Annotated in this window: 14 protein-coding genes; 8 read left to right on the top strand and 6 right to left on the bottom strand. The window is 62.7% G+C overall.

Annotation, left to right across the window (positions count from 1 at the left end; genetic code table 11):
• The first annotated feature begins 112 nt into the window (after positions 1 to 112).
• The 4 genes from AC2FM3_RS01185 to AC2FM3_RS01170 all read left to right on the top strand — a co-directional run bounded on the left by AC2FM3_RS01185 (position 113) and on the right by AC2FM3_RS01170 (position 6,019).
• Entirely contained in the window at positions 113 to 2,074 is a 1,962-nt protein-coding gene (locus tag AC2FM3_RS01185; RefSeq protein ID WP_496678413.1) for a type I secretion protein, read from the top strand.
• A gap of 482 nt (positions 2,075 to 2,556) precedes the next feature.
• Positions 2,557 to 4,395, top strand: a complete 1,839-nt coding sequence (locus AC2FM3_RS01180; RefSeq protein WP_496678412.1) for a type I secretion system permease/ATPase — start codon at positions 2,557 to 2,559, stop codon at positions 4,393 to 4,395.
• A 13-nt stretch (positions 4,396 to 4,408) separates the two neighbouring features.
• On the top strand, positions 4,409 to 5,749 hold the full coding sequence (locus AC2FM3_RS01175) for an HlyD family type I secretion periplasmic adaptor subunit (protein WP_496678410.1): 1,341 nt from the start codon (positions 4,409 to 4,411) through the stop codon (positions 5,747 to 5,749).
• Between the two features lie 93 nt (positions 5,750 to 5,842).
• Positions 5,843 to 6,019, top strand: coding sequence for a hypothetical protein (locus AC2FM3_RS01170; RefSeq protein WP_496678409.1), 177 nt, complete (start codon positions 5,843 to 5,845; stop codon positions 6,017 to 6,019).
• Positions 6,020 to 6,031: 12 nt separating this feature from the next.
• Here the strand turns inward: AC2FM3_RS01170 and AC2FM3_RS01165 are convergent, their stop codons facing one another.
• Positions 6,032 to 6,790 (bottom strand): alpha/beta fold hydrolase, encoded by a 759-nt coding sequence (locus AC2FM3_RS01165; protein WP_496678408.1) that lies wholly within the window; start codon positions 6,788 to 6,790, stop codon positions 6,032 to 6,034.
• Positions 6,791 to 6,879: 89 nt separating this feature from the next.
• On the opposite strand from AC2FM3_RS01165, the gene AC2FM3_RS01160 reads away from it, so the two are divergent.
• The gene (locus AC2FM3_RS01160) at positions 6,880 to 7,254 is read left to right on the top strand and encodes a hypothetical protein (RefSeq protein WP_496678406.1); all 375 of its coding nucleotides are present in this window, start codon (positions 6,880 to 6,882) and stop codon (positions 7,252 to 7,254) included.
• A gap of 66 nt (positions 7,255 to 7,320) precedes the next feature.
• Here the strand turns inward: AC2FM3_RS01160 and glyA are convergent, their stop codons facing one another.
• Entirely contained in the window at positions 7,321 to 8,616 is a 1,296-nt protein-coding gene (gene glyA / locus AC2FM3_RS01155) for a serine hydroxymethyltransferase (protein ID WP_496678404.1), read from the bottom strand.
• 169 nt (positions 8,617 to 8,785) lie between these two features.
• Between glyA and AC2FM3_RS01150 the strand changes: the two genes are divergently transcribed.
• Positions 8,786 to 9,547, top strand: a complete 762-nt coding sequence (locus tag AC2FM3_RS01150; protein ID WP_496678402.1) for an NAD kinase — start codon at positions 8,786 to 8,788, stop codon at positions 9,545 to 9,547.
• 255 nt (positions 9,548 to 9,802) lie between these two features.
• On the opposite strand, the gene AC2FM3_RS01145 is transcribed toward AC2FM3_RS01150, so the two are convergent.
• From AC2FM3_RS01145 to AC2FM3_RS01130, 4 genes are all read right to left on the bottom strand, one after another.
• A complete protein-coding gene (locus AC2FM3_RS01145; RefSeq protein WP_496678400.1) occupies positions 9,803 to 11,251 on the bottom strand; it encodes an amidase family protein in 1,449 nt (482 codons plus the stop codon).
• Positions 11,252 to 11,341: 90 nt separating this feature from the next.
• Positions 11,342 to 13,231: a propionate-CoA ligase PrpE gene (gene prpE, locus AC2FM3_RS01140; protein ID WP_496678398.1), complete on the bottom strand. Its 1,890-nt coding sequence runs from the start codon at positions 13,229 to 13,231 to the stop codon at positions 11,342 to 11,344.
• Between the two features lie 227 nt (positions 13,232 to 13,458).
• Positions 13,459 to 13,848, bottom strand: a complete 390-nt coding sequence (locus AC2FM3_RS01135) for a GFA family protein (RefSeq protein WP_496678397.1) — start codon at positions 13,846 to 13,848, stop codon at positions 13,459 to 13,461.
• Positions 13,849 to 13,894: 46 nt separating this feature from the next.
• Positions 13,895 to 16,168 carry an NADP-dependent malic enzyme gene (locus AC2FM3_RS01130; RefSeq protein WP_496678395.1) on the bottom strand — a complete coding sequence of 758 codons (2,274 nt, stop codon included), beginning with the start codon at positions 16,166 to 16,168 and terminating at the stop codon, positions 13,895 to 13,897.
• A 144-nt stretch (positions 16,169 to 16,312) separates the two neighbouring features.
• Here AC2FM3_RS01130 and AC2FM3_RS01125 point away from each other — a divergent pair, with 144 nt between their 5' ends.
• Together AC2FM3_RS01125 and AC2FM3_RS01120 are read left to right on the top strand one after the other, a co-directional pair.
• Positions 16,313 to 17,398: a cupin domain-containing protein gene (locus AC2FM3_RS01125; RefSeq protein ID WP_496678394.1), complete on the top strand. Its 1,086-nt coding sequence runs from the start codon at positions 16,313 to 16,315 to the stop codon at positions 17,396 to 17,398.
• Positions 17,399 to 17,504: 106 nt separating this feature from the next.
• The gene (locus AC2FM3_RS01120; protein ID WP_496678392.1) at positions 17,505 to 17,888 is read left to right on the top strand and encodes a cytidine deaminase; all 384 of its coding nucleotides are present in this window, start codon (positions 17,505 to 17,507) and stop codon (positions 17,886 to 17,888) included.
• The last annotated feature ends 1 nt before the right edge of the window (position 17,889 follow it).

The raw sequence follows: 17,889 nt of genomic DNA, 5'->3' as shown, positions 1-17,889 counted from the left end.
GCTTTACCGGCCCTTGGGTTTTGACGACATTGCCGGGGCCGTTCAGGCGGCCCCGGCCCAGCACAGCCGAAACCGGAAATTTCCGCCGGTGAACGCGACAGGGAACATTCAGATGTCACTAGACAGCATTACTGAAACAATTGCCCATTTCATCGGAACCTTTGAACTGACCATTGAACAGGCCCGCCTGCGCGACCAATACGACGAATTTACCGCGCTGCGGCGGAAGGTGGACCTTGATGAACTGGAAGACCCGACGCGGATCCAGATCAAGGCCGAACTCGAACTGGCGCCCAGGGATTACGATGCGCTGCCGTTCCGCTTTCCCGCTCCTCCGGCCGACCCGCAGCTGCCGCCGGCGCCGGATGGCCCCTCGATCAAGACCGAGATCACCATCGGTACCCCGCCCGCGCCCGGTCGCATTCTGCCAGATTCGGAACTGGCAGGCAGTGGCCCCGAATACATCGTGCTGCGGCCCGAGCTGACAAGCGAAGTGATTGGCTCGGCGGTGACCTACACGTTCCAAACCATCGTCCTGAGCGACAACGACACCGTTGGTGTCGGTGATTTTCGCGATGTGGGGCTGATGACTGCTCAGGCCAAGGCCGCGCTCGACACCGCGCTGTCGCTGCATGCGATGGCCGCGCCGTCTTTTGCGATTTCCGACTATGCGTCGGCTGAATATGTTCAGGACATGGCCGCCCAGATGCAAGCGCCGCCCGGCACACATGTCGAAGGCGCCACGGTTCATCAGTTCCACGGAGACGACGCGCTGGGCGTCATCGTAAATGGGCAACACGTGGCCGAGGCACCCGTCTGGAGCGATCTTTTGCCGGCCTATCACCAGCCCGACGAGACGTCAGATGAATTGCCGCTCTCTGTGGCCGTTCCCGCCGAGTGGGACCAGTCGAAAGATCCCGAGTTCGACGACGGCCACACTGTCGTCGCCGGTGGAAACCTGGCCATCAACGAGGTCGCATTGACCGTGGGATGGGTGGATGCGCCCTTCATCGCAGTCGGAGGTCAGGCGGTCAGCCTGACGGCAATCAGCCAGGTCGCGCTTGTGTCCGACATGGATGTCGGCACGCCGGGCGGGGGCTCGGGCACGATGGTTGTCCAGTCGTCACAGATCGACACGCAGTCCAACCCGGCGCCCTGGCTGGCCGGAACCACCTCGGCCGCGGGCACCGGTAGCCAGCCGGCACAGATGACGGTCGACTGGATTCACGGCGACCTGGTGGTTGCGAACTTCTTTAAACAGGTCATCGACGCCACCGACATCGACCACATCCAGGCCGACATTTCAGCGTCTTCGACGATGTACGCCCTGGGGGCCAACCAGATGGTCAACGTGGCCGATGTGGTGCAACTGGGCAGCTTCTATGACCTGATCATGATCGGTGGCGACATGGTCTCGGTCGACATGCTGTTCCAGACGCTGGCGCTGGTGGATGACGACATCGTCTCGGGCGGGCTGGCGGAAGGCGCGTCCGCAGGCGCGGATGGTAACCTGTTGATGAACCAGGCCTCGGTCACGGGGCAGGGGCAGGACACCCAGCAGGCGCTGGACGCGGGCCTGGCCAATGCGCTGGCCATGGACAAGATGGACATGACCGCGCTCGAGGACGCATTGCTGAACGATCCGATGTTCGCCGGCATGGAACAGATGCGCGTGCTGAAGATCGACGGCGACCTGATGCAATTGAATATCGTCCAGCAGGTCACGATGCTGGCCGATCAAGACGATGTTTTCCTGTCCGGGCCGCATGCGGCCAGCACCGAAGTCATTGCCGGGTCGAATGCCATGCTGAACGCGGCCAATATCAACAAGCTGGGCGTCGACTCGACCGTCATGGCCGCTGGCGGCGCCTATTCCGATCTGTTGCTGCATCAGGCCAGCCTGATCGACACGCCCGACGACCAGATCAGCCCGGCCTTGGCCAACGAGGCGATCGCCATTCTGATGGATGACGCGATGACGGCGGCAGCGGGCGCTGGTGCCGTGACCGGGCCGGACCTGACGCCGACGGAGGTACTGAATTCTCATGATGGCCTGCAGACGATGCTGGCCTGATTTGCCTTTTTTGTAGCGAGTGACCGGAAGTTCAGTTCATGTCGATTGTATTTTCATCGTGCCGTCCCCGATATGCCAGCCCGCTCGACAGGTCAGGAGGTGGTCGGCCCCTGACCCTCAAACCGGCTGACAGAGTGCCCGACAAAAGCCGCAAGGAACCCGCTCCGATGTCCTGTCTGAGATTGGGAAAAGAAATGCGTGTCACAGGCGACCTGGCACCTGGGAGCGGCGGCGTCTCCGAAGGTGACGCGGCCGCGAAAAAAGAGCCCCGAGCGGCCAGCAAGTCCGGTGGGGAAACCACCCGGAAAACCGATCAGGCGACCCGGACCGATGCCGGCAGGGTTGCGCAAGACAAACACCGCGCCGGTTCTTCCCCTCGGCGCAACCTGTCGTCTCCTGCGGCTGAAACCGCCGGAGATGACGCTGGGGTGGCCGATGCCGACGGCCCCGATCCGCACCGTGTCCAGGCACCGACTGCGCGAATGACCCCCTCGACCCAGTCTGGTGAAACGGAGCGCATGGGCACCACGATCGAAGGCGAAGCCAACAAGCCGCTGCTGCGCACCGGAACCGGCGGCGGCGACGGCAAAGGGCCACCCCAGACCTTCCACAAACGGACACCGCCGCAGGATTTTCAGCGCACGCTGCAGACGTCGATGCGCGCCATCTGGCGCAACCTTGCCTTCGTGTTGGTCCTGACCTGCGCGACAAACATCCTGATCCTGGCGATCCCGATCTATCTGTTCCAGATCAGCGACCGGGTCCTGACCAGCCGGTCGCTGGACACGTTGATCATGCTGACGGCGATCGTTGCCGGCGCGGTCATCTTCCAATCGGCCTTCGACGCCGTGCGCCGGTTCATGCTGATGCGCACGGGGGTCGAGGTCGCGGCCCGTCTGGGGGCACCGATTCTGAGTGCGGCGGCTCATGCTTCGCTGCACGGGACCGGGCGCGAATACCAGACCCTTGGTGATCTTCAGCAGTTGCGGGGCTTTCTGGTATCGGGAACCTTGATCTCGTTTCTGGACGTGCCGTTCGCGCCGCTGTTCATTCTGATGATCTTTCTTGTCCACCCCGAACTGGGAATGATCGTGGTGGTCACGGCGCTGATCCTGATGACGATCGCGCTGATTAACCAGAGAATGACGGCAAAACCCTTCGCCGAAGCCAATAAGGCGCAGTCCATGGCAAACCAGCACCTGGACTCGATGGCCCGGAACAGCCAGATCATCAACGCCTTGGCCATGATCCCCGAAGCGGTGCGCATCTGGGGCCGCGACACGGCGTCGTCGCTGACATGGCAGGTGCGCGCGCAGGATCGTAACGTGATCTTTGCCGCCATTTCGCGCACCGTACGCCTGTTGACCCAGATCGGCATACTGGGCTGGGGTGCCTTTCTGGCGCTGCAGGGCGAAATCACCGGGGGCATGGTCATCGCGGCCTCGATCATCGCGGGGCGGGCATTTGCCCCGATCGAAGGCTCAATCGAGGGCTGGAACACCTTCCTGTTGACCCGAGGCGCCTATGGCCGGATCCGAAACCTGTTGGCCAATTCGGCACTGCAGTTCGAAAAACTGCGCCTGCCGCGCCCCGAGGGCCGCCTGGATGTGGAAAGGCTTTTGTATGTGCCCGGCGGAACCAAGCGGGTGGTACTGAACGGGATCAACTTTTCGCTCAACCCCGGCGAGACGCTGGCGATCATCGGCAATTCGGGCGCGGGCAAGACGACGCTGGGCAAGACGCTGGTGGGGTCGATTCTTCCGACCTCGGGCAGCGTGCGCCTGGACCTGATGGACATCCGAAACTGGGATCCGCGCCAGTTCGGCGAAAGCATCGGGTACCTGCCTCAGGACGTTCAGCTGTTTCCGGGAACGATCAAGGACAATATCGGCCGCATGCGTGCGGATGCCACCGATGAACAGATCCACGACGCCGCGGTTCTGGCCGATGTGCACAACATGATCGCAACGCTGCCGCAGGGCTATGAGACTGTGGTCGCGGCCGATGGCTCGCCGCTGTCGGGCGGGCAGAAACAACGCATCGCCCTGGCGCGTGCGTTCTTCGGCAACCCCAGGCTGGTGGTTCTGGACGAGCCGAACTCGAACCTGGACGTGGCGGGCGACAAGGCGCTGGCGCGGGCCATCGAACAGGCTCGGTCCAACAAGATCACCGTTGTCGTGATCACGCAAAAACCTGCGCTGTTGAACGTGGTGGACAAGATCATGCTGCTGACCGACGGGCGCGTGGCGCTGTTCGGGCAGCGCGAACAGGTGTTGCAGCAATTGGCCGGGTCGCGAAAGCAGCCCGAGTTGAAAGGCTGACAGGGGGGCAACGATGAACGAAATCGCGAAGATCGATGATCCGACACTTTGGTATGCCGAGGTTCCCAGATCCATCAGCCGACTGATCGTATTGGGAATGATCCTTCTGGTCACCTGTTTCGGCGGATTTGGCGTCTGGGCGTTCAGTGCGCCACTGGCGGCGGCGGTCATCGCCCAGGGCAGTTTTGTGGCGACCGGGCGCAACAAGATCGTTCAGCACCTGGAAGGAGGAATTATCGAGGACATACTTGTGTCCGAAGGTCAGACAGTGAAGGCCGGTCAGGTGTTGATGACCCTTGACCAGACCTCGGCCGAGGCAAATCAGCGCGAGCTCTATGTGCGCAAGATGCGCCTGCAGGCGATGGTCGACCGTCTGCTGGCCGAATATGGAGAGCGCGAGAAGCTGGTATTCTCGCACGAGCTGATCGAAGCGTCGGACGATGTCGAGGTGATGACGATCCTGGACAACCAGCGCCTCAGCTTCGAGGTGTCGCGCAAGACCTTACTGAACGACATCGCACTGCTTGAACGCAACATCGAGGCGCTGAAGATCCGGGTCAGCGGGTTCCGTGCGCAACTTGAAAGCATGGAACGCCGCCGCGACATCCTGCAGGAAGAATACGAGACCAAGAAGTCGTTGTATGAAAAGGGCCTGGTCCGAAAAGGTGAACTGAACACGATCCGGCGCGTTCAAGCCGAGGCGGACGGCCAGTTGGCCCGGCTGCAGTCCGAGGCGTCGGAAATCGACCAGATGCTGCTGAAATACACCGAACAGATCGCCCGGACCCGGTCGGCCTATCGCGAGGCTGCCCTGGACGAGCTCAGCGTTGTCGAGGCCGACCTTGAAAGCGTGCGCGAAAAATCCCGGCAGGCCAGCAGCGTCCTTGCGCGCGCGGTTGTACGGGCGCCGGTGGACGGTACGGTCGTGCGTCTGCACTATCACACGCCGGGCGGCGTGATCGAAACCGGTGAGCCGATCGCCGAAATCCTGCCCGCGGATGCGCCCCTGATCATCGAGGCCCAGATTCCCCGCACCGACATCGACAGCGTTTCGACGGGCCAAACCGCGACCGTGCGGCTTGTCGCGTTGAACCAGCGCACCACGCCTGTTCTGACCGGCGAGGTCTTCTATGTTTCGGCGGATGCGGTTCTGGAAGAGGCCGGCGGCATTCCCAAGGAAGTCTATCTGGCGCGGGTCTCGTTGCCGCCCGAGGAGTTGGATCGGATCCGTGGGTTTGTCCCGACACCGGGCATGCCGGCCGAGATCATGATCCAGACCGAGGAACGCACCTTTGCCTCCTACATTGCCAAGCCGGTGGTCGACAGCATGTCACGCGCCTTCCGCGAACAATGATGGGCCGCGCTTGTGGGATCTTGTTCCAGATCACGGTTTCCGTTTTCTGAATGTGTCATGATCGGCCTGATCGTTCACAAAGGGTGGTGACACATGTTGAGGCTTGCGTTCCTGCTGTATTCGCTGATTGCCACCGCGCTGGCGGGGTTGGCTGTCATTGCGGTTCTGGTGGCCGGTTTCGTCTCGGTTCAGACGATTTTTGCCGGTGCCGCCATCGGCGCGGTGGCGGCTGCGCCTGCGTCGTGGCTCGTGGCCTGGAAACTGTATTGACCTACGCGGTTGTCAGGCGTTGAGAAACGTCCTGACGGCGGCTTGGAACTCTCTGGGTTTCTCGGCGTGCAACCAGTGTCCCGCACCGGGGATCTTGGCGAAACGGGTGTTGGGGAACAGCGACCTGATCGTGTTGCGGTGTTCCGGCCGGACATAGTCCGACTCGGCGCCCGACAGGAACAGCGCCGGGCCATCCCAAACTGCGTCAATATCCGGAAAGCCCATGATTCTGGGCATTTCTTTTGCCAGCACGTCCAAGTTCAGCCGCCAGCGTTTCCCGGCTACGTCCAGTGACTGCGTGAAAAAACTTTGCAGGGCCTTTTCGACGCCCTGTTCGGCCAACAGCCGTTCGGCATCGGCCCGCCGATGAACCTGCGCCATGTCCACGGCGCGCATCGCTTCGATATAGGGCATCTGGCTGTGGCCGTAGGTCACCGGCGCGATGTCGGCCACCACCAGCTTGTTGACCCGTGCGCCATGGGTCAGGGCCAAGGTCATGGCCGCCTTGCCCCCCATCGAGTGCCCCAGCACGTCTGCCCGCCCGCCCAGGTTGTCGATGACCTCGGCCAGATCGTCGGCCAGGGCCTGATAGTCGTGCCGGTCATCCCATTTGCTGTAGGCGTGGTTGCGCATGTCCACGGCCACGACCTGCCGTTCGTCGGCCAGTCTTCGGGCAATAACCCCCCAGTTCCGGGCCGATCCGTACAGGCCGTGGGCAATCAGCAGGGGCGGGAGCGATGTCGGGTCGCCATGTATGATCGTGTTCAACATGGCGTACTGATACCGCCAGCCAAACCCGACAGCCAGCCCCATTGTCGCGCCGCATCGGCAAGGCTAGATTGTCGGCTCAGGAGGCGCGGATGTCGCAGGAAACCGAAATTCAAACCCTGATCGCCCAGACCATCGCCCTGCTGCGGAAAAAGCTGGGCACCCGGGGCAAGACGCTGGCCGAGTCGGTGCGGCGCGCAAAACGGCGACTGCCGCGTCGCGTCTACAAACAGGCGATGGAACTGGCCCGCGCCGAACCGATGGCCGCGCACCCCCGGTTGCGCCTGATCCTGGACACGCCTCGGCTGGAAAAAGCCGCGCACGAAGTCCAGGCACATCTGCGCTCGATCAGCCTGGCCGATCGCCGCTGGGGCTGGTTTCTGGACACCCTTGGGGCGTTGTCGTTCAACCTTTTGGCACTTGCCGTTCTGGTGCTGGTCTTTCTGCTGTGGCGCGGCCTGATCTAACGCGGACATCGCCACGAAAAATGGCGCCCAGCGGGGCGCCATTTCAGGTCAGGGTCGCTGACGAACTCAGAGGTTGGGATAGATCGGGAACCGGGCGCACAGCTCGGCCACCTGGGCCTTGACCCTCGCTTCGACCGCATCGTTGCCATCCTCGCCGTTGGCGGCTAGCCCGTCGACCACCTCGATGATCCAGTCGGCGATCTGACGAAACTCCGGCTCGCCAAAACCGCGTGTTGTGCCGGCAGGTGAACCCAGTCGGATCCCGCTGGTCACGGTCGGTTTTTCGGGGTCGAACGGCACGCCGTTCTTGTTGCAGGTGATGTGCGCGCGGCCCAATGCCTTTTCGGTCGCGTTGCCCTTGACGCCCTTGGGGCGCAGGTCGACCAGCACCACATGGGTGTCGGTGCCGTGGGTCACCGTGTCCAGACCGCCCTTGATCAGCTGATCCGACAGCGCCTGCGCGTTGGTGATCACCTGCTTGATGTAGTCTTTGAATTCCGGACGCAGCGCTTCGCCAAAGGCGACGGCCTTGGCCGCGATCACATGCATCAACGGGCCGCCCTGAATGCCGGGGAAGATGGCCGAGTTCACCTTCTTGGCGATCGTTTCGTCATTGGTCAGGATCATGCCGCCGCGGGGGCCGCGCAGGGTTTTGTGCGTGGTGGTCGTGGCCACATGCGCGTGCGGGAAGGGCGACGGGTGTTCGCCTGCTGCCACCAAGCCCGCGAAATGCGCCATATCCACATGCAGGTAGGCGCCGACCATGTCGGCAATCTGACGCATGCGGGCAAAGTCGATCTGGCGCGGAATGGCCGAGCCGCCGGCGATGATCAGCTTGGGCTGGTGTTCTTTCGCAAGCGCCTCGACCTGGTCATAGTCCAGCATGTTGTCCTGCTTGCGCACGCCGTATTGCACCGCGTTGAACCACTTGCCTGACTGGTTGGGCTTGGCACCATGGGTCAGGTGGCCGCCGGCATCCAGGCTCATGCCCAGGATGGTGTCGCCAGGTTGCAGCAGCGCCTGGAAGACGCCCTGATTGGCCTGCGACCCCGAATTCGGTTGAACATTGGCGAATTCGCAGCCGAACAATTGCTTGGCCCGGTCGATGGCCAAGTTCTCGGCGATGTCGACGAACTGGCAGCCGCCATAGTAGCGACGGCCGGGATAGCCTTCGGCATATTTGTTGGTCATCACCGAGCCCTGCGCCTCCATCACGGCGGCCGAGACGATGTTTTCCGAGGCGATCAGTTCGATCTCGTCGCGCTGACGGCCCAATTCAGACCGGATCGCGCCGTACAGTTCGGGGTCGCGCTCGGCGAGAGGCTGGGTGAAGAAACCGTTATCACGAAGGTTAGCGTTCATGGGCGCTCCGCATGGCTGAGGTTGGTTTGGCGGATTTCCTATAGGAAACCGCGCAAATGAAAAAGACTTTAAAGCGACGAATTGGCCTTCTGCGGCGTCAAGTCTGGCCTAAGGGGGAAAGGTATGTTTGTTTCGGAACCAAATGCGCAGCACCGGAAACCAACAGAACATGACAAAGAGAATCGCTTTTCTCGCCAGCGACGCGGATGTCGCACAAACTGCGCGCAGCACGCTGGTGGACCGTTACGGCAACGCCGCGCCACGGGACGCGGATGTCATCGTGGCGCTGGGCGGGGACGGGTTCATGCTGCGCACGCTGCACAACACGCAGCATCTGGACGTGCCGGTCTATGGCATGAACCGCGGAACCATCGGTTTCTTGATGAATGAATATGACGACGCCAATCTGCTGGACCGTCTTGCCGCCGCCGAGGAAGAGGTGATCAATCCTCTGGCCATGCGCGCGATGGACCAGTCCGGTAAGCTGCACGAGGCCCTTGCGATCAACGAAGTGTCACTGCTGCGGGCCGGACCGCAGGCCGCACGCCTGCGGATCAGCGTCGATGGGCGTCTGCGCCTGGCCGAACTGGTGTGCGATGGAGCGCTGCTGTCTACGCCCGCCGGGTCCACCGCCTACAACTATTCGGCGCATGGGCCGATCCTGCCGATCGGTTCGGACGTTCTGGCCCTGACAGCGATCGCAGCCTTCCGGCCGCGCCGGTGGCGGGGGGCGCTGCTGCCGAAAACGGCGCATGTCCGGTTCGACGTGCTCGAGGCCGACAAGCGCCCGGTCATGGCCGATGCCGATTCGATCTCGTTCCCGGATATCGACTGGGTCGAGATCCGCTCCGAGCCCAAGGTGCGGCATCGCATTCTGTTCGATCCGGGCCACGGGCTGGAGGAACGCCTGATTTCCGAGCAATTCACCTGAAGGCATGGGAAAACAGAGATTTGGCCCGCTTGTGTGATGCAGTTCACAGGACGCGGAAGATCAATGTGATACTCTCAATTTGCCCGGAGAACGCGCCAAGGTGGAAGTGAGTGGCCGCCTGAAAATGGTGTTTTCGAATGAATGCGCAGATTATGCGCTGGCGAGAGTGGGTGGTGCTACGCTCGTCACCAAAAATCCGGGCTTATTTAAGTAGGCGGGCCCCGGGCACAATACCCCGGGGTCTATTTTTTGGTGTCAGCCGGCCTGTTCGGCCGGGTCCATGCGGCCCCATAGCGTTTCGCACATCCGGCCCACGCGTGCCTCGATCGCGGCGGCGGCGTCAACGGCCAGATCCTCGCGCCAGCGGCGGGCTGCGATTTGAACATTGATGGGTTGCGGGCCGCTCGGCAATTCGGCCAGCCGTGCCGGCACGCTGGCGGCCGGAAGGCCCAGAAAGTTCATCGCATAGGAATAGACCGCGCAGCCCAGCACTTCGTGCACGCCTTCCGAGCCTTCCGTATCACGGTCGGGTCTGAAAAAGGGTTGCGGTAGGAAGGGCGACAGCACCAGCGGATAGTCCTCCATGAACAGCGCCCATTCCCGCGCATGGTGGCTGCGCTGCGCCAGTGCCCGGATCAGGTCCGGGCCCGTGATCGGGGGAAATTCCTGGAAGTAGGTGGCAAAGATGCGTTGGATGGTCTCGGATCCGGCCGCCTCGACATCGGCTTTCATCAGGGTCAGAACCTCGCCCATCAAGGCGCGATACCCGAGCCGTCCGCATTCGAAAACGTTCGGAGGGTCGATCTCATCAACGGTGTACCCAGCATCAACCAGTGCATCGCGGGCCGTGTTCAGCGCCTTGTCGACCTCGGGGTGGAGATCGTAACCAAAAGTGTTCTTGGTGAAAGCCACCCTCGGCTGCTGGTCAGGCTCGGCTATGCGCCATGGCAGCGGAACGTGAAACGGATCGCGCGGATCCGAAGCGATCAGGCTGGGCATTGCCAGGTGCAGGTCAGCTGTGCTGCGGGTGATCAGTCCTTGCACCGACATCAGTTGCGCCAGCAGACCGCGTTCGGCGGTTTGGCTTGGGTTCCATGCTGGGACGCGGCCAAGGCCCGGCTTGACCGTCACCGCGCCAACGGCCGAGGCCGGGAACCGCAGGCTGCCGCCGATATCGTTGCCATGCGCCAGGGCACCCATGCCGGTCATCACAGCCACGCCGGCCCCGCCCGAGGAGCCGCCGGCCGAGATATGTCGGCCCCAGGGGTTGTGCGTGCGCCCATACAGCGGGTTGTCGGTATCGGCGCGGAATGAAAACTCGGGCGTGTTGGTCCGGCCGATCACCACCGCGCCGGCCTTCAGCAGGTTCGACACGACGGGCGCATCGTCGGGGGCAATCACATCTTTCAGAGCGGCCACACCATTGGTCGTGGCATGGCCTTTTTGGTCGATATTGACTTTGATCGTGACGGGAACGCCGTGCAGAGGGCCGATCGGTTCGCCGCGCGCCCGCGCGGCGTCCAGCGTCCGGGCGCGCTCCTGCGCTTCGGCGCTAAGGTCTTCGACGACGGCATTCAACGCCGGGTTCAGCGCGTGCATCCGGTCGATCGCACTTTGTACGGCCTCAGTTGCGCTCAGGTCCCCGGAACGGGTGCGGTCTGCCAGTTCGGTGGCGCTCAGGCGCCAGATGTCGTCATTTGCCATATGCCCTCCGTCAAGGGCACAGTAGGCGGTCTGCCAAAGGTTGCAAGCCCGCAGGGCAGGGCGGGCGGCCCAAGGCCGCCCGATGCCCGGTTACTGGGCGTAACCGATTGATTTCAGTGCTTCGGTGATTTCGTCCAGAATGGCCGGGTCGTCGATTGTGGCAGGCATTTTGTAGTCCTTGCCATCGGCGATCGCCACCATCGTTCCGCGTAGGATCTTGCCCGAGCGGGTCTTGGGCAGGCGGTCCACCACAACGGCTTTCTTGAAGGCGGCGACGGGGCCGATTTTGTCGCGCACCATCTGCACGACCTCATTCGCGATCTCGGCATTGTCACGCTTGCATCCGGCGTTCAGGCACAGGAAGCCGACCGGGGCCTGCCCCTTCAAATCATCCGATACGCCGATGACCGCGCATTCAGCCACGTCGGGATGGGCGGCCAGAACCTCCTCCATCGCGCCGGTGGACAGGCGGTGGCCTGCCACGTTGATCACGTCATCGGTACGTGCCATGATATAAAGGTACCCGTCCTCGTCGATCATCCCGGCATCGCCGGTTTCGTAGTAACCCGGGAAGTGCTCAAGATAGGATCTCCTGAACCGCTCCTCGGCATTCCACAGGGTTGGCAGCGTCCCCGGGGGCAGCGGCAGCTTGACCGCGATCGCGCCCAGCTCGCCCGGTTTCATCGGATGGCCGCCTTCGTCGAGGATCTGCACGTCATAGCCGGGCATCGGCTTGGCGGGCGAGCCCAGCTTGATCGGCAGTTCCTCGATCCCCAGCGGGTTGCCGGCGATGGTCCAGCCGGTTTCGGTCTGCCACCAATGGTCGACGACCGGAACCTTCAAGGCGTCCTGCGCCCAGGTGATCGTATCGGGGTCGGCGCGTTCACCGGCCAGGAACAGGGCCTTGAGGCAGGACAGGTCGTATTTCGCCAGCATTTCGCCGTTGGGGTCCTCGCGCTTGACCGCGCGGATCGCCGTTGGGGCGGTGAAAAAGCTTTTGACCTTGTGCTCGGAAATCACCCGCCAGAAGGTGCCCGCATCGGGGGTGCCGACGGGCTTGCCCTCGAACACGATGGTGGTGTTGCCGTGGATCAGCGGGCCATAGCAGATGTAGGAATGCCCCACGACCCAGCCTACGTCCGAGGCCGCCCAGAACACATCGCCGGGATCGACGTTGTAGATGTTCTTCATCGTCCAGTTCAGCGCCACAAGGTGCCCGGCCGTGGGTCGTACGACGCCCTTGGGCGCGCCGGTGGTGCCCGAGGTGTATAGGATGTAGGCCGGATCATTGCCTTCAACCGGGACACATTCGGCCGGCTCAACGCCGTACTGGAAGCCGTGCCAGTTGAAGTCGCGCCCCTCGACCAGCTTGGCCACTTCCTGTTCGCGCTGAAAGATCACGCAGAACTCCGGCTTGTGGCTGGCCATCTCAATGGCGCCGTCCAGCAGCGGCTTGTATTGCACCACGCGACCGGGTTCCAACCCGCACGACGCCGCGATGATCGCCTTGGGTTTGGCGTCGTCGATCCGCACCGCTAGTTCGTTGCTGGCAAACCCGCCAAAGACCACCGAATGCACCGCTCCCAGCCGCGCACAGGCCAGCATCGCCTCGAGCGCCTCGGGGATCATCGGCATGTAGATGATGACGCGGTCGCCCTTTTCGACACCCTTGGCGCGCAGCGCGCCGGCGAGGGTCGCCACGCGATTGCGCAGCTCCATGTAGGAGATCTCGCGCTTGGTGTGGGTGATCGGGCTGTCATAGATGATGGCAGTCTGCTCGCCCCGACCGTTTTCCACGTGGCGGTCCACGGCGTTCCAGCAGGTATTCACCTTGGCATCGCAGAACCATTCATACAGCGGCGCGTTGTCGTCAAACAGGGCCTTGCTGGGTTTCTCGATCCAGTCGATGCCTTCGGCCGCCTGCATCCAGAAGGCTTCGGGATCTTTTTTCCAGCTCTCGTATAAGTCCTGATACGCCATTTGTCCTCCTCCAGACAGTCTTGGGGAATGTGTTAGGCTCCTGTGTCCAGCCGAGCAAGCGGCGCGCATGACGGCGCGTCAGTTTATCGCGAAATCTTTGCAGAAGCGTGCCAAAAGGTCTGCAAATTTTTGCAAATATGAAGAATTTTAACCCCTTGAGTGGGGCTTTTTCTGTTGTTGCAAATCAGCAAACCCCTGTGTGCAAACGCGAGTCCGTCAGATTCGGATCAGGTCGCTGTTCCGGCATATCGGGGCAGGCTGTCCTCGATGTTCAGCCAGTGCAGACGCTCGGCGTGAAAAACGTGAAAGCGGGGTGCGGCATCTTCGGGGTTTTCCAAGGTGGCGGTATAGAGGTGAATGTTCACCCGGTCTCGGGCATTGCGATATGCCATCGGTGTGCCGCAGGTGCCGCAGAACAGGCGTTCGACATCCTCGGACGATCTGTACACGCACGGCGCATCCCCCGACCACGTCACAGAACCATGGGGCAACCCGATGAACGCCGTAACCGGGGCAGCGCAGTTACGGCGACAATCCGCGCAATGACAGTAGCAGCCCCACGCGATCTCGGCATCGCTGGCCCATCGCACGGCGCCACAGTGGCAGTGACCTTTCATGATGACCTCCCTCGGCGGGGCGGCCAGACCGGTCGGGCCGCCGTGTTCAACCGTAATGCGCGACGGGTGTTCCGGCAATTGCCGCCATGTTCAGCAGTCCGCGTGCGGTGATCGAGGGTGTTACGATATGCGCCTTGTTGCCCATGCCCATCAGGATGGGGCCGACCTCGATGCCGTCGGCCTTCATCTTCAGAATATTGCGCACACCGCTGGCCGCGTCCGCATGGGCAAAGATCAGAACGTTGGCAGCCCCCTCCAGGCGCGAGTTGGGGAAAATACGCTCGCGCAACTCGGGGTCCAGGGCCACGTCCAGGTTCATTTCGCCTTCATAGATGAAATCCCGGGGCTTGCTGTCCAATATCGCGATCGCTTCGCGCAGGCGTTTTCCCGAACCCTCGGCCTGATTGCCGAATTGCGATTGCGAGCAGAAGGCGATCTTGGGTTCAACCCCAAAGCGCCGCGCATGCCGCGCCGCGCCGATCGAGATCTCGGCCAATTCCGCCGGGGAAGGCAGTTGATGCACATGGGTATCGGCGATGAATAGAGGCCCGTCTTCGAGGATCATCAGCGACAGCGCGCCATGCGGGCGCAGATCGCCATCGCCCAGAACCTGTCCGACATAGTTCAGGTGCCAGCGATACTCGCCGAAGGTGCCGCAGATCAGGCTGTCTGCCTCGCCGCGATGCACCATGATGGCGCCGATGGCGGTGGTGTTGGTGCGCATGATGGCCTTGGCCAGGTCGGGCGTCACGCCGCGGCGCTGCATGATCTGGTGATAAGAGTTCCAGTAGTCATAGTACCGCGGGTCGTTTTCCGGGTTCACGATCTGGCAATCCTGACCGGGGCGTATGGACAGCCCCAGCTTTTCGCAGCGGGCCTCGATCACCTCGGGGCGACCGATCAGAATGGGCGTTTCGGTGGTTTCCTCCAGAATGGCCTGGGCGGCGCGCAGCACGCGCTCGTCCTCGCCCTCGGCAAAGACGATGCGGCGCGAGGCGGCCTTGGCGGCCTCGAACACCGGCCGCATCAGCAGGGCCGATTTGAACACGGTCTGGTTCAGGCGCTCCTTGTAGGCTTCGAGGTCTGCGATCGGGCGCCTGGCCACGCCGCTTTCCATCGCGGCGCGGGCCACAGCCGAGGACACCACGCCCACCAGCCGCGGATCGAATGGCTTGGGGATCAAGTAGTCGGGGCCAAAGGTCAACTGCTCGCCCTTGTAGGCGGCTGCGGCCTCGGCGCTGGTGGTGGCGCGTGCCATTTCGGCGATGCCTTCGACGCAGGCAATCTGCATGGCATCGTTGATCTCGGTCGCGCCCACGTCCAGCGCGCCGCGGAAGATGAACGGGAAACACAGGACGTTGTTCACCTGGTTCGGGAAATCGCTGCGCCCGGTGGCGATGATGGCGTCGGGGGCTACTTCGCGCGCGGCATCGGGCAAGATCTCCGGGGTCGGGTTCGCCAGCGCAAAGATGATCGGCTGTTTGGCCATGCGCGCGACCATCTGTGGCTTCAGCACGTTCGGCCCGCTGAGGCCCAGAAACAGGTCGGCGCCGTCGATCACCTGATCCAGCGTGCGCAGGTCGGTCTTTTGGGCGAATTGGTCCTTGTGCGGGTTCATGTCCTCGTCCCGGCCTTCATAGACCAGCCCGTGAATGTCGCACAACCAGATGTTCTCGCGCTTGACCCCCAGCTTGACCAGCATGTTCAGGCAAGCGATCCCCGCCGCGCCGCCGCCGGTGGAAACCACCTTGATATCCTCGAACCGCTTGCCGGCTACGTGCAGCGCGTTGCGCGCAGCGGCCCCCACCACGATGGCGGTGCCGTGCTGGTCGTCGTGGAAGACAGGAATGTTCATCCGCTCGCGGCACAGTTTCTCGACGATAAAGCAGTCGGGCGCCTTGATGTCTTCGAGGTTGATAGCGCCGAAGGTAGGCTCCAGCGCGCAGACGATATCGGCCAGTTTCTCGGGATCGGGTTCGTTCAACTCGATGTCGAAACAGTCGATGCCGGCGAATTTCTTGAACAGGACGGCCTTGCCCTCCATCACCGGCTTGGAGGCCAGCGCGCCGATATTGCCCAGCCCCAGCACCGCAGTGCCGTTCGAGACGACGGCCACAAGATTGCCGCGCGCGGTGTACATCTCGGCTGTCGTCGGGTCGTTTTTGATCTCCAGGCTGGCCTCGGCCACGCCGGGTGAGTAGGCGCGCGCGAGGTCGCGGCCGTTGGCCATGGGTTTGGTCGCCTTGACCTCCAGTTTCCCAGGCTTCGGATGCGCGTGGTAATCAAGTGCGGCCTGGCGCAGGCTGGGTTTGTCGGACATGTCAAAACTTCCCGTTTTGGAATTTAGTTTAGTGTTAAACTATTTCTTACGCAGGGGAAACCACGAATTCGCGTGTCGGCCGGTTCGGCCCTGGCTTGCAAATTTCCGAAACGCCCCCCACTGTCCCGCGCAGAGGAGACCAGCATGACCGACACCATAGCCGAATTCCGCATTCCGACCCAAGAGTTGCGAGACGACATTCCGTTCTACACCAAGGTTTTGGGCATGCGGATGGACATGATCTATCCGGCGGATGACCCTCGGGTTGCGGTGTTTTCCGGGCATGGACTGCGCCTGCGTGTGGAGAAGGACGCGCCCGAGGCGCCGGGCACCTTGCGGATCCTCACCGAAGACCCGGACGGGTTCGCCGGCGGTCAGCGCAGCCTGGTCGCCCCCAACGGCACCCGCATCGAGATCGAGGAGCGCAACCCGCCCCTGGTGATGCCCGAGACGGTTCATTCCTTCGTCGTCCGCAGGCTCAAGGATCAGGCGCCCTGGATCATCGGGCGCGCGGGCATGCATTACCGCGATCTGGTGCCCGACCGGCTGGGCGGGTCGATCATTGCCAGCCACATCCGCATTCCCGACGGCGGCCCGGTCCCGGACATGGTCCATTTCCACAAGGTCGGGTTCCAGCTCATCTTCTGCATCCACGGCTGGGTCGATGTCGTCTACGAAGATCAGGGCGACAAGATGCGCCTGACCGCCGGTGATTGTTTCATCCAGCCGCCCGAGATCCGGCACCGCGTACTCGAAGCGTCGGACAACGTGCAGGTGATCGAAATCGGCGTTCCGGCCGAGCATGTCACCGAGATCGACCACGAAATGCAACTGCCCACGCCGCATTACCACCCCGAGCGGGAATGGCAGGGGCAGCGGTTCGTCTACAACCGGGCCGAAGGGGCAGAGTGGCAGCCATTCCGCCTGCCGGGCTATCAATGCCGCGACACGACGATTGCCGAAAACACCAACGGCGTGGCAGGCGTTCAGGTGGTGCGCCGGGGGCAGGGCGACCCGGTCTGGGCTAGCCATGATGCCGATATCCACTTTACCTTCGTGATGAATGGGGCCGTCACCTTGGAAGGTGAAGGCCGCGAACCCTATCGCCTGGAGCAGGGCGACGCCTTTGTCATCCCACCCGGAATGCGCACGCAGCTGGCCGATCCGAGCGACGATGTCGAACTGCTTGAAGTGACGCTGCCCGGGTATTTCAAGACCGATCTGGGCTGACGCGCGGGCGCGCCGACATTCCGTGCAGATGGGGCTTCAATTCCCCGGCGGATTTCCAGTAGGGTATGGCATTCTGACCAGTTGATCAAAAAATCGGGGAATCGCCATGTCGTTGAAAGAAGCAGCCCTCAAGGTGCGTGAAAACGCCTATGCGCCCTACTCTAATTTCAAAGTGGGCGCCGCGGTCCGCACCCCGTCGGGCGCGGTGTTCGCGGGCTGCAACGTGGAAAACGTGGCCTATCCTGAAGGCACCTGCGCCGAGGCCGGGGCGATCGCCGCGATGGTCGCCGCCGGAGAAAACAAGCTGGCCGAGGTCTATGTCGTGGCCTCGAGCCCGCAACCGGTGCCGCCTTGCGGCGGGTGCCGGCAGAAACTGGCCGAGTTCGGGGACAAGGACGTGGTGGTCACCATGGCGACGGTGGACGGGGTTGAGACCCGCACGACCATCGGCGAGCTGCTGCCCGGCGCTTTCGACCCTTCGTTCATGTAAG

It is taken from the genome of Ruegeria sp. BHSB172 (assembly GCF_059613165.1).
The sequence above is the reverse complement of the archived record's forward strand: the minus strand, read 5'-3'. Positions and strand labels throughout refer to the sequence as shown.